At 72.6% G+C, this 11,905-nt stretch carries 14 protein-coding genes; 8 read left to right on the top strand and 6 right to left on the bottom strand.

The window, feature by feature from the left end:
- Positions 1-22: 22 nt before the first annotated feature.
- Positions 23-451, bottom strand: coding sequence for a CBS domain-containing protein (locus tag NYE39_RS12735; protein WP_192911357.1), 429 nt, complete (start codon positions 449-451; stop codon positions 23-25).
- 88 nt (positions 452-539) lie between these two features.
- Here NYE39_RS12735 and NYE39_RS12730 point away from each other — a divergent pair, with 88 nt between their 5' ends.
- From NYE39_RS12730 to NYE39_RS12715, 4 genes are read left to right on the top strand one after another with little or no spacing between them, the layout of a single operon-like run.
- Positions 540-1,976 carry an alpha,alpha-trehalose-phosphate synthase (UDP-forming) gene (locus tag NYE39_RS12730; protein WP_341012891.1) on the top strand — a complete coding sequence of 479 codons (1,437 nt, stop codon included), beginning with the start codon at positions 540-542 and terminating at the stop codon, positions 1,974-1,976.
- Position 1,977: 1 nt separating this feature from the next.
- A complete protein-coding gene (otsB, locus tag NYE39_RS12725) occupies positions 1,978-2,730 on the top strand; it encodes a trehalose-phosphatase (RefSeq protein ID WP_072623565.1) in 753 nt (250 codons plus the stop codon).
- A gap of 20 nt (positions 2,731-2,750) precedes the next feature.
- The gene (locus NYE39_RS12720) at positions 2,751-4,034 is read left to right on the top strand and encodes a DUF4032 domain-containing protein (protein ID WP_404813230.1); all 1,284 of its coding nucleotides are present in this window, start codon (positions 2,751-2,753) and stop codon (positions 4,032-4,034) included.
- The gene (locus NYE39_RS12715) at positions 4,031-4,723 is read left to right on the top strand and encodes an RDD family protein (protein ID WP_072623563.1); all 693 of its coding nucleotides are present in this window, start codon (positions 4,031-4,033) and stop codon (positions 4,721-4,723) included. Before NYE39_RS12720 ends, NYE39_RS12715 begins: the two co-directional genes overlap by 4 nt.
- Before the next feature lie 66 nt (positions 4,724-4,789).
- Here NYE39_RS12715 and rlmB read toward each other — a convergent pair whose 3' ends face one another.
- Positions 4,790-5,743: a 23S rRNA (guanosine(2251)-2'-O)-methyltransferase RlmB gene (gene rlmB, locus NYE39_RS12710; RefSeq protein ID WP_072623562.1), complete on the bottom strand. Its 954-nt coding sequence runs from the start codon at positions 5,741-5,743 to the stop codon at positions 4,790-4,792.
- Positions 5,743-7,176, bottom strand: coding sequence for a cysteine--tRNA ligase (cysS, locus tag NYE39_RS12705; protein ID WP_072623561.1), 1,434 nt, complete (start codon positions 7,174-7,176; stop codon positions 5,743-5,745). Before cysS ends, rlmB begins: the two co-directional genes overlap by 1 nt.
- Before the next feature lie 40 nt (positions 7,177-7,216).
- Here cysS and NYE39_RS12700 point away from each other — a divergent pair, with 40 nt between their 5' ends.
- Positions 7,217-7,552, top strand: coding sequence for a hypothetical protein (locus NYE39_RS12700; RefSeq protein WP_072623560.1), 336 nt, complete (start codon positions 7,217-7,219; stop codon positions 7,550-7,552).
- A 9-nt stretch (positions 7,553-7,561) separates the two neighbouring features.
- Here NYE39_RS12700 and NYE39_RS12695 read toward each other — a convergent pair whose 3' ends face one another.
- Both NYE39_RS12695 and NYE39_RS12690 read right to left on the bottom strand, forming a co-directional pair.
- Positions 7,562-8,191 (bottom strand): MBL fold metallo-hydrolase, encoded by a 630-nt coding sequence (locus tag NYE39_RS12695; protein WP_341012890.1) that lies wholly within the window; start codon positions 8,189-8,191, stop codon positions 7,562-7,564.
- Positions 8,188-9,276, bottom strand: a complete 1,089-nt coding sequence (locus NYE39_RS12690; protein WP_072623558.1) for an S-(hydroxymethyl)mycothiol dehydrogenase — start codon at positions 9,274-9,276, stop codon at positions 8,188-8,190. Before NYE39_RS12690 ends, NYE39_RS12695 begins: the two co-directional genes overlap by 4 nt.
- A gap of 93 nt (positions 9,277-9,369) precedes the next feature.
- Between NYE39_RS12690 and NYE39_RS12685 the strand changes: the two genes are divergently transcribed.
- Both NYE39_RS12685 and NYE39_RS12680 read left to right on the top strand, forming a co-directional pair.
- Positions 9,370-9,576: a hypothetical protein gene (locus tag NYE39_RS12685; RefSeq protein ID WP_072623557.1), complete on the top strand. Its 207-nt coding sequence runs from the start codon at positions 9,370-9,372 to the stop codon at positions 9,574-9,576.
- Positions 9,573-10,271, top strand: coding sequence for a type 1 glutamine amidotransferase (locus tag NYE39_RS12680; protein WP_072623556.1), 699 nt, complete (start codon positions 9,573-9,575; stop codon positions 10,269-10,271). Before NYE39_RS12685 ends, NYE39_RS12680 begins: the two co-directional genes overlap by 4 nt.
- Here the strand turns inward: NYE39_RS12680 and ispF are convergent.
- Positions 10,266-10,778, bottom strand: a complete 513-nt coding sequence (gene ispF / locus NYE39_RS12675) for a 2-C-methyl-D-erythritol 2,4-cyclodiphosphate synthase (protein ID WP_072623555.1) — start codon at positions 10,776-10,778, stop codon at positions 10,266-10,268. The genes NYE39_RS12680 and ispF overlap by 6 nt on opposite strands.
- 54 nt (positions 10,779-10,832) lie before the next feature.
- On the opposite strand from ispF, the gene NYE39_RS12670 reads away from it, so the two are divergent.
- A complete protein-coding gene (locus NYE39_RS12670) occupies positions 10,833-11,897 on the top strand; it encodes an NAD(P)-binding domain-containing protein (protein WP_341012889.1) in 1,065 nt (354 codons plus the stop codon).
- Positions 11,898-11,905: the final 8 nt, after the last annotated feature.

Here is an 11,905-nt window from a genome sequence, read left to right as displayed (position 1 = left end):
GCGCGCTGTGGCGACCGGATCGTTACTGGGTGATGTAGGCCTCGAGCTGGTCGCGCTCGGCGGCGAGGTCGCGGATGCGCTGCTTGACGATGTCACCGATGCTGACGATCGCGACGAGCTTGCCGTCACGCACGACGGGCACGTGGCGGATGCGACGGTCGGTCATCTCGCCGGCCAGATCCCGCACGTCGTCGTGCTCGCCGCAGGTGTGCACCTCGGCGGTCATGATCGCGCTCACCGGCCCCTCGAGGACCCCGAGCCCGTCGCTGTGGAGACGGCGCACGACATCTCGCTCGGAGACGATCCCGTCGACGCTGCCCTCCCCCGCGGAGACGACGACGGCCCCGATGCGGTGCTCCGCGAGGAGCGCGAGGAGCTCGCCGACGGTGGACTCGGGTGCGACGGTCACGACGTCGGTGCCCTTGCTGCGCAGTACGTCCGAGATCTTCATGTACCGACGGTAGTGGCCCCGGACCGCGGATGGAAGGACGAGCCCGGGTGCATAGAGTGGGGCCATCGAGCTCCGGAGGGTGCCCACCGTGTCAGACCAGCGCACGTACGACCTCGTCATCGCCGCCAACCGCCTCCCCGTCGACCGGGTCGTGGCCCCCGACGGCAGCTCGCAGTGGCACCGCTCCCCCGGCGGGCTCGTCACCGCCATGGACTCGGTGATGCGTGGCCGCGACGGGGCCTGGGTCGGCTGGGCCGGCGAACCGGGAGAGGCTCCCGCCCCCTTCGCCGAGGCCGGCATGTGGCTGCACCCGGTGCCGCTCGACGCGCAGGAGCTCGAGACCTACTACGAGGGGTTCAGCAACGACACCCTCTGGCCGATCTACCACGACGTCATCGTCCCGGCGCACTTCCACCGCGAGTGGTGGCAGGCCTACGAGCGGGTCAACGAGCGCTTCGCGGAGGCGGTCTGCGAGGTCGCCGCGCCGGGGGCCAAGGTCTGGATCCACGACTACCAGCTCCAGCTCGTCCCCGCCCTCGTGCGCCGGCGCCGCCCCGACGTGCGCATCGGGTGGTTCAACCACATCCCCTTCCCGCCCGTCGAGCTCTTCGCCCAGCTGCCGTGGCGCTCGCAGATCATCGAGGGCCTCCTCGGCGCCGACTACCTCGGCTTCCAGCGGGTCGCCGATGCGCAGAACTTCCTGCGCGCCGCCCGGCGCCTCGACGGACGCGCGACCCGGGGCGACACGGTCATCGCCCGCGACGCCGACGGCGCCGAGCGGGTCGTGCGCGCCTCGGCGGTGCCGATCAGCATCGACTACACCGACCTGGAGTCGCTGGCCCGCAGCGAGGCCGTGCAGGAGCGGGCCCGGCAGATCCGCACCTCGCTCGGCGAGCCCGAGGTGGTCATGCTCGGCGTCGACCGGCTCGACTACACCAAGGGGATCCGCCACCGCCTCAAGGCCTACGAGGAGCTGCTCGCCGAGGGCACCCTCCGGCCGCCGGAGGTGACCTTCGTCCAGGTCGCCACGCCCAGCCGCGAGCGCCTCGAGGCCTACAAGCGTCTGCGCACCGAGGTCGAGACGACCGTGGGCCGCATCAACGGCACCTACGGCACCCTCGGCTCCCCCGCGGTGCACTACCTCCACCAGTCCTACCCACGCGAGGAGATGGCGGCGCTCTTCCAGGCCGCCGACGTCATGCTCGTCACTCCGCTGCGCGACGGGATGAACCTCGTCGCCAAGGAGTACGTCACCTGCCGGCACGACACCGGTGGCGCGCTCGTGCTCAGCGAGTTCACCGGGGCCTGGCACGAGCTGCACCAGTCCTTCGTCTGCAACCCCCACGACATCGAGGGGCTGAAGCAGACGATCCTGCGGGCGCTGCGCACCGACGACAAGGAGCGCCGTCGCCTCATGCGGGCCCTGCGCCGCCGCGTCGCCGACAACGACGTGCAGCGTTGGGCCGACCGCTTCCTCACCAACCTCGACACCGCACCGCACAAGCCCGGCCGGAAGGGAGCCTGACGTGCCCCTGCCGCAGGTGGTCACCACCGCGCTGGCCACCGTCGCCGCCGCGCCCCGACTGCTCGTGGCCACGGACTTCGACGGGGTGCTCGCTCCCTTCGTCCTCGACCCGATGGACGCCCGGGCGCAGCCGGGCACCCTGGCGTCGCTCACCTCGCTGGCGGCCCTGCCGGCGACGTGGTCGGCGGTCGTCTCCGGGCGCGATCTGGCCACCCTCGACGAGCTCACCGGCCTCACCGGGTCTGCCGTGACCCGCATCGGCAGCCACGGCGCCGAGTCCAGCCGCGGCGGGCCCCTGCCCGACGGCACGGCCGCCGCGCTCGCCACGCTGCGCGGCGCGGTCGAGGCGGCGGTGGCCGCCCGCGACCCGCGGATCCGCCTGGAGCACAAGCCGACTGCCGTCGTGCTGCACACCCGCGGCCTGCCCGACGAGGCGCTGTCGACGGCCGCCGCGATCGCCGACGAGGCCGCCGCCACCGAGGGCGTGACGCACCTCGCGGGCAAGGGCGTGCACGAGCTGAGCGTCCTGCAGGCGGACAAGGGCACGGCGCTGCGAGACCTGGCCACCGAGCTCGACGTCGACGCCGTCGTCTACCTCGGCGACGACGTCACCGACGAGCACGCCTTCGCCGTGCTCGGCGCCGGTGACCTCGGGATCAAGGTCGGGCCCGGCGAGACGGCCGCCGCCGTGCGGGTCGACGACGCGGCGGCGGTGCCCGAGGTGCTGGCCGCGCTAACCTCCCTTCGCGCCTGAGGCTGCGCCACACTGGGTCGATGGGCCCACCCGGGGCCGCGAAGGGAGGAGCCGTGCCGCTCGACATCTCCGCCGCGCGCCCGGACCCGGCCCTGCTCGACCTGCCGTGGTCGACCCCCCTCAAGGACTGGCCCGCCGACCGGCTCGCCGCGCTGCCCCGCGGCATCTCCCGGCACGTCGTGCGCTTCGCCCACCTGTCCGGCGGCATCGTCGCGGTCAAGGAGATCAAGGCCGAGCTGGCGCGCAACGAGTACCAGCTGCTGCGGCAGCTGCGCCGACTCGACCTGCCGTGCGTCGAGCCGCTCGCGGTCGTCACCGGGCGCACCGACGCCGACGGGCAGCCGCTCGACGCCTGCCTCGTCACCCGGCACCTGCAATTCTCCCTGCCCTACCGCCTCGTCTTCAGCCAGAACCTGCGCGCCGACACTGCCGTCCGGCTCGCCGACGCCCTGGCCGTCCTCCTCGCCCGGCTGCACCTGGCCGGGTTCTTCTGGGGCGACGTGTCGCTGTCCAACACGCTCTTCCGCCGGGACGCCGGCGCCTTCTCCGCCTATCTCGTCGACGCCGAGACCGGCGAGCTGCACGACCGGCTGAGCACCGGGCAGCGCGAGCACGACCTCGACCTGGCCCAGACCAACATCGCCGGCGAGATGATGGACCTCGCCGCGGCCGGCTACCTGCCGGAGGAGCTCGACCCCATCGAGATCGCCCACGACATCATCGAGCGCTACCGCGGGCTGTGGCAGGAGCTTACCGGCGACGAGTGGTTCGACGCCGGCGACCGCTGGCGGGTCGACGAGCGGATCCGCCGGCTCAACGCCCTGGGCTTCGACGTCGACGAGCTGGCGATCACCACCGACCTCGACGGCACCCACCTGCGGATCGAGCCCAAGGTCGTCGACGCCGGGCACCACAGCCGGCGCCTGCTGCGCCTCACCGGTCTCGACGTGGAAGAAAACCAGGCCCGCCGCCTGCTCAACGACCTCGACTCCTACCGCGCGGCCATGGACCGGCAGGGCGACGACGAGGCGCTCGTGGCCCACGACTGGCTCACCCGGGTCTACGAACCCACCACGCGCCGCATCCCGCCCGAGCTGCGCGCCAAGCTCGAGCCCGCCGAGATCTTCCACGAGATCCTCGAGCACCGGTGGTACATGGCTGAAAAAGTGGGGCACGATGTGCCCATCGAGGACGCGATCGCCGACTACCTGCGAGAGGTCCTGCCGAGCAAACCCGACGAGCAGTCGGTCCTGGGGACGGACACCCAGATGCTGCCCGTCGTCGACAAGGGAGAGATGAGATGACCGACCCGACGCAGGGGGGCCTGCCGGGCCAGCCGCCGCAGGGCGCGCCGATGCCGCCGCAGGGCTCACCGACGCCGCCGCCGGGAGCACCCACCCCACCGACCGGCGCACCGCACCCGGGGCCCCCTTCGCCCTACCCGGCGGCTGGTGGCAGTGACCCGGGCAGGCCGGGGTCGCGGGCCTGGGTCGAGCAGCGCTACGGCCGCACCGCAGGCTTCGGTGACCGGATCCTCCCGGGGATCATCGACAGCCTGCTCGGCATGGCCGCCGCCTTCATCCCCGTGATCCTGGGCATCGTGTGCATCGTCGCCGGCATGCCCGACACCTACGACTGCGGCGTCTACTACACGCGCACCTGCGAGGTGCCCGGCTCCGGGTCCGGCGGGCTCGTCGGCCTGGGCATCCTGCTGATCTTCCTGTCCTTCCTCGCCGCGATCGCCATGGCCGCGTGGAACCGCGTGTGGCGGGTGACCAAGACCGGCCAGAGCATCGGCAAGAAGGTCACCGGCCTCAAGGTCATCGACGCCGAGAGCGGCAAGCACCCGCAGCTCGGCCCGGCCGCCTTGCGCGAGCTCGTCCACCAGGTCGCCGGCATCATCAGCTGGATCTGGATGCTCGTCGACGACGACGACCGCACGCTGGCGGACATCGTCGGCAAGACGCACGTCGTGCACGTCGGCAAGGACTGACCCACCACGGGCGAAGGGGGCCGCGAGCGTCATGCTCGCGGCCCCCTTCGTCATGTCGGCGGTGGGTCAGCCGGCGCCCCGTACCCGGGCGATCTCGTAGAGCGTGACGCCGGCGGCGAGGCCGGCGTTGAGCGACTCGACGCTGCTGCTCATCGGGATCGACACGATCTGGTCGCAGGTCTCGCGGACCAGGCGCGACAGGCCCTTGCCCTCTGACCCGACGACGACGACGAGCGGCGAGGTCGCCAGCTCCAGGCCGGGCAGCTCGACGTCACCGTCCATGTCGAGGCCGATGACGAAGAACCCGGCCTTGCGGTAGTCCTCGAGCGCACGCACGAGATTGCTCGCCTGCGCCACGGGGATCCGGGCGGCGGCACCGGCGGAGGTCTTCCACGCCGAGGCGGTCATCCCCGCGCTGCGACGGGCCGGGACGACGACGCCGTGCCCGCCGAAGGCCGCGGTCGAGCGCACGATCGCGCCGAGGTTGCGCGGATCGGTGATGCCGTCGAGGGCGACGACGAGCGGGACGCCCGGGATCTGCGAGTCGACGAGGTCCTTGGGGTGGGCGTAGTCGTAGGGCGGCACCTGGAGGGCCAGGCCCTGGTGCACCGCACCGTCGGTGAGCCGGTCGAGCTCGGCCCGCGGCGTCTCCATGATGGGGATGCCCGCCTCTGCGGCCAGGGTGAGCGACTCCTTGACCCGGTCGTCGCTGTCGATGCGGTGCGCGACGTACATCGTCGACACCGGTACCTCGGTGCGCAGCGCCTCGAGGACGGAGTTGCGTCCGGCGACCATCTCGGTCGAGCCGGACTTCTTGCGCGTCGGCGTCGGACGGCCCGAGGCCCGCTTGTCGGCGGCCTTGGACATCTTGTAGGCCTTGTGGTTGGGGCGCTCGCTCGCCTTGGGCGTCGGGCCCTTGCCCTCGAGCCCGCGGCGGCGCTGGCCGCCGGAGCCGACCTGCGCCCCCTTCTTCGATCCGGTGCGACGCACGGCGCCGCGACGCTGGCTGTTGCCGGCCATCAGTGGTCCTTCCTGCCGAGGGTCCAGCGCGCGCCGCGCGGGGTGTCCTCGATGGTGATGCCCGCGGCGGTGAGCGCGTCGCGGATCTGGTCGGCGGTCTCGAAGTCGCGGGCCGCGCGGGCCTTGGCCCGGGCCTCGACCTGCAGCTGGACGAGCGCATCGAGGGCCTCGGTGAGCTCGGCCTCGCGGCTGCCACCGGCGCCGCCCCACGTGCCCGCCAGCGGGTTGATACCGAGGACGTCGGTCATCGCGATGACCGTGGCGGCGATCTCCGCGGCCTCCTCCCGGCCCCCTTCGTCCAGGGCGGTGTTGCCGGCGCGGACGGCATCGTGGATCACGGCGAGCGCACCGGCGACGCCGAGATCGTCGTCCATCGACGCGGCGAAGTCGGCGGGCAGCTCGACGGCCGGGTCGGCCTCGACGACCGCCTGTCCGGGCAGCGCCCGCCGCAGGAAGCCGGCGATCCGCTCGACCGCCGCGCCCGCCTCCTCGAGGGAGCCGGGGTGGTACTCGATCATCGAGCGGTAGTGGGCGGCGGTGAGGAAGTAGCGGACCGTGAGCGGGTCGTGCTCCTGCACGAGCTGCTGCACCTCGAGTGCGTTGCCGAGGGACTTGCCCATCTTTTCGCCCTTGACCGTCACCCACCCGTTGTGCAGCCAGTAGTGGGCGAAGTCGAGCCCGGCCGCACGCGACTGGGCCTGCTCGTTTTCGTGGTGGGGGAAGCGCAGGTCGATGCCGCCGCCGTGGATGTCGAAGGTGTCGCCGAGGTACTTGCGGGCCATCGCCGAGCACTCGAGGTGCCAGCCGGGGCGACCCTCGCCGTAGGGGGTCGGCCAGTTCGCCGTGGCCGGTTCCTCGGCCTTGCGGCCCTTCCACAGGGCGAAGTCGCGCGGGTCGCGCTTGCCGCGGGGGTCGGCGTCCTCGGCCGCGACCATGTCGTCGAGGCCCTGGTGGCTCAGCTCGCCGTAGTCGGCCCAGCTGCGCACGTCGAAGTAGACGTCGCCGCTGCCGTCAGCCGCCGGGTAGGCGTGACCGCGCTCGACGAGCAGGTCGATGAGCTCGACCATCTCGGGGACGTGCCCGGTCGCGCGCGGCTCGTAGGTCGGCGGCAGCACGCCGAGCAGGTCGAGCGCCTCGCTCGTGTAGCGCTCGTTGCGGTAGCTGAGCGCCCACCACTCCTCGTCGGTCTCGGCCGCCTTGCGCAGGATCTTGTCGTCGATGTCGGTGACATTGCGCACGAGGGTCACGTCGTAGCCGTGGCCGCGCACGAGCCAGCGGCGCAGCACGTCGAAGGCGACGGCGAAGCGCAGGTGACCGATGTGCGGCGCGCCCTGGGTCGTGAGCCCACAGATGTACATCCCCACCCGGCCGGGGGTCACGGGGACGAAGTCGCGCTGCTCGCGCGTGGCGGTGTCGAAGAGCTGCAGGGTCACGGGCTCAAGGCTAACGGGCGCAGGTGGTTACCTTGACCTCGTGACGACCCAGATGCCGTCGTGGGTGCTCCTGCTGCACGGCGTCCTCATCACGCTCCTCCTGATGAGCGTGCTCGTCGTGCTCGCCGTCCGCGAGGAGACGACGTACCGGACGTGGCCGCTGGGCGGCCTGCTCGTGGCGACCCTCGTGCCGCTCGGCCCGGTCGTCGCCAACGTCCTGCCGAGCCCGTCCGGCCTGGCCCCCGACAAGGAGACCCTTGCCCGCGCCGGGGCCGACGAGAGCCAGGCCGCGGTGGTCCGGTGGCTGGGCGCCCCCTTCGCCATCGTCGAGATGGCGATGCTCGTGACGGTCTGCTTCCCGGCACTCGCGGCCTGACCCTGCGGCTCAGTGACCGCGGTCGAGCCACTCCTGCACGTGGGGTGCCTCGGCGCCGATCGTCGTGTCATCGCCGTGACCGGTGTGCACGACGGTGTCCGAAGGGAGGGTCAGCAGCTTTTCGCGGATCGACTCCACGATCGTCGGGAAGTCGGAGTACGACCGCCCCGTCGCGCCGGGTCCGCCCTGGAAGAGGGTGTCCCCGGAGAAGAGGGCCCCGAGCTCGGGGGCGTGCAGGCAGCAGGCGCCCGGCGCGTGACCGGGCGTGTGCAGCACCGTCAGGTCGGTGCCGGCCACGGTGATGACCTGGCTGTTCGCCAGCGCACCGTCGGGCGCCCGGTCCGGGTAGGTCATCTGCCACAACGGCGCCTCGTCGGGGTGCACCAGGATCGGCGCGCCCGTCGCCTCGGCGACCTGCGCCGCGGCGTTGACGTGGTCGTTGTGCGCGTGGGTGCACACGATCGCCGTGACGGTCCGCTCGCCGATCGCCTCGAGGATCGGTCCGGCCTCGTGTCCTGCGTCGATGACGATCACCTCGGAGTCGTCGCCGACGAGCCAGACGTTGTTGTCGACCTCCCACGAGCCCCCGTCGAGCTCGAAGGCGCCGGAGGTGACGACCTTGTCGATGCGTGCGGTCACAGGACCACCACCGAGCGCAGCACGTCGCCGGAGTGCATCTTGTCGAAGGCCGACTCGATGTCGCCCAGACCGATCCGCTCGGTGACGAAGGCGTCGAGGTCGAAGCGCCCCTGGCGGTAGAGGTCGACGAGCATCGGGAAGTCGCGACTCGGCAGGCAGTCGCCGTACCAGCTGGACTTGAGGGCGCCGCCGCGACCGAAGATCTCGATCATGGGGAGGGTGACCTCCTTGTCCGGGGCCGGGACCCCGACGAGGACGACCCGACCGGCCAGGTCGCGCGCGTAGAAGGCCTGCTCGTAGGTCTGCGGCAGGCCGACCGCGTCGACGACGACATCGGCACCGAAACCGCCCGTCAGCTCACGGACCCGCTCGACGGTGTCCTCGGTGCTCGCATCCACGGTGTGCGTGGCACCGAAGCCCTTGGCGATCTCCAGCTTCCGCGGATCCATGTCCACCGCGATGATCGTCGTCGCACCCGCAACCTTCGCGCCCGCGATCGCCGCATCACCGACACCACCGCACCCGATGACCGCAATCGACTCACCACGAGTGACCTCACCGGTGTTGACCGCGGCACCGAAGCCGGCCATCACACCGCAGCCCAGCAGGCCCACGGCCGCCGCGTCGGCGTCCCCGTCGACCTTGGTGCACTGCCCCGCAGCGACGAGGGTCTTCTCGGCGAAGGCGCCGATACCCAGCGCGGGGGTCAGCTCCTCGCCGCTCTCGGCGATGGTCATCTTCTGGGTCGCGTTGTGCGTGTCGAAGCAGTACTGCGGCTTGCCCTTCCGGCACGCGCGGCACTGACCGCACACCGCCCGCCAGTTGAGGATGACGAAATCACCGGGCGCCACCTCGGTGACCCCCTCGCCGACAGCCTCGACGACACCCGCGGCCTCGTGGCCGAGGAGGAAGGGGAACTCGTCGTTGATCCCACCCTCGCGGTAGTGCAGGTCGGTGTGGCACACCCCGCACGACTGGACCTTGACCACGGCCTCACCCGGGCCCGGGTCGGGCACGACGATGTCGACGAGCTCGACATCGGCTCCCTTCGAACGAGCGATGACTGCCTTGACGGTCTGCGGCACGGTGCAACTCCTTCGTGTGGCGGAGACCGGTGGCCCGGCTCTCACGCCCCTATCTTGGCCCATCACGTGACGACCGCGACATAGGGTCGGCCCATGGGACTCGACGTCGCCTTCCGTCACCTGATCACGCAGGTGGGATGGGCCGCTCCGTTGGCCGTCGCGGCACTCGTCATCGGCGGGTGGGCGCTGCTGCGTCGTGACGAGGGGATGTGGTGGAAGCTCGTCGTCGACGGCGTCGCCGCGCTCCCCGCCGCCGGCGCCGTCTCGGGTCGCCTCGGCACGCAGGGCACGTCGCGATGAGCCTGCTCGTCGTCCAGCACCAGACGACCTGCCCGCCGGGCCGGGTCGGGACATGGCTGCGCGACGCCGGAGTCAACCTCGACGTGCGCCGGCCCTACACCGGCGAGGCGCTGCCAACCGACCTGTCGGGCCATGACGGCCTGCTGGTGCTCGGCGGCCAGATGGGCTGCCGCGACGACGAGGTGGCCCCGTGGCTGCCGGCCGTGCGTGACCTCATCAGCACCGCGGCGAAGGGGGGCACGCCCACCCTGGGCATCTGCCTCGGGCACCAGCTCGCTGCCGTCGCCCTCGGCGGCGAGGTCGGGCGCAACCCCGGTGGCCGGACCGTCGGCGTGCTCACCGTCGGCGAGACCCCGCAGCTCGCCGACGACGCGGTCCTCGCCGGCGCGACCGGCGCGCCGGTGCCGCAGTGGAACGACGACATCGTCACCCGGTTGCCGGAGGGCGGGGTCGCCCTCGCCGACAACGAGCGCGGCGACCTGCTGCTCGCCCGGCTGGCCCCGACGGTCTGGGGCGTGCAGGGCCACCCCGAGGCCGACCTCGTCATCGTCACCGCGTGGGCGGTCTCGGACTCGGGGACCCCGGGCGTCGAGGGCATCGACCTGCCCGCGGCGCTGGCCGCGGTCCGTGATGCGCAGCCGGCCATCGAGGCCGCCTGGCGCCCGGTGACCGAGGCCTTCGCCGCGCGCCTATGACCCCTGGGCGACCGCGACGACGAGGGCGGTGGCCACGGCCGCGGCGCCCTCTCCCCGGCCGGTGAGCCCGAGCCCGTCGGTCGTCGTGCCGCTCAGGCTGACCGGTGCACCACAGGCCGCGGACATCACCTGCTGGGCCTCGTCACGTCGGCTGCCGATCTTGGGCCGGTTGCCGATGACCTGGACGGCGATGTTGCCGACCTCGAAGCCCGCCTCGCGCACGAGCCGGGCGGCCTCGGCGAGCAGTCTTGTGCCGGAGGCTCCCTCGAGCTCCGGGCGACCGGTGCCGAAGTGCTGGCCGAGGTCGCCGATGCCCGCCGCGGCGAAGAGCGCATCGCACGCCGCGTGGCAGGCGACGTCGGCGTCGGAGTGCCCCTCGAGCCCGACCTCACCCGGCCACAGCAGCCCGCCGACCCACAGCTCGCGCCCGGAGTCGGGCGCGGCGAAGGCATGGACGTCGACACCGATCCCGGTGCGCGGCAGCCCGGTCAGCTCGTGTGCACTCATGGCGACAGTCTCGCAGCCGGGATCAACCACGGCCGCACCTGCGTTGGACGCAGCGTGACCCCCTTCGACTCCCTCGTCATCGGTGCCGGTCAGGTCGGGCTCTCGGCGAGCCACCACCTGTGCCGGCTCGGGATCGAGCACGTCGTCCTCGACGCCAACACCCACGCCGGCGGCGCCTGGCAGCACCGGTGGGACTCGCTGACGATGGCCGACGTGCACGGCGTCGCCGACCTGCCCGATGCCCCCGCGCCCGGCGCGAGCAGCACCCGGGCCAACGAGGTCATCGCCTGCTGGTTCGACGACTACGAGCAGTCGCACGACCTGCCGGTGCTGCGCCCGGTCCGCGTCGAGCGGGTCACCGACGAGGAGGGCCTGCTCGTCGTGCACGCCGAGGCGGGCACGTGGACGACGCGCACGCTGGTCAACGCGACGGGCACGTGGACCCACCCCTTCGTCCCGACCTACCCCGGGCAGCGCGACTTCGCCGGTGAGCAGTGGCACACCGTCGCCTACCCGGGGCGTGAGCACTTCCGCGGCAGGCGCGTGCTCGTCGTCGGGGGCGGCGCCTCCGCGGTGCAGTTCATCGGCGAGCTCGCGACGATCGCGCACGTGCAGTGGGTGACGCGGCGGCCACCGGCGTGGTCCGCAGAGTTCTCCGGGCGGCGGGCCATCGAGATGGTCGAGCAGCGGGTGCGCGAAGGGAGGCCCCCGGCCAGCGTCGTGTCCGTCACGGGCCTGAGCCTGCGGCCGCAGGAGATGGCCGCGGCCCGGACCGGCGTCTACGAGCGGCGGCGCGAGATGTTCGAGCGGATCGAGCGTCACGGGGTGCGGTGGGCCGACGGGAGCACCGAGGCCTTCGACGCGATCCTGTGGGCGACCGGCTTCCGCCCCGCCGTGCGACACCTCCCGCCGCTGGGTCTGCGCAGCCCGGAGGGCGGCATCGCGCTGCTGCCGGGGTCGCGCGACGTGCAGACCTCGGTGACGGCCGCGGCGGACCCGCGGGTGCAGCTCGTCGGTTACGGGCCTTCGGCGAGCACGATCGGCGGCAACCGCGCCGGACGCGCCGCGGCCCTGGCCGTGCGCGCCCAGCTGGCCGGCACCGGCCCTGCATTGCCGTAGGGCAATGC

The organism is Janibacter sp. FSL W8-0316, assembly GCF_038004165.1.
Taxonomy (GTDB): Bacteria; Actinomycetota; Actinomycetes; order Actinomycetales; family Dermatophilaceae; genus Janibacter; species Janibacter indicus.
This window is presented reverse-complemented; position numbering and strand designations above follow the sequence as displayed.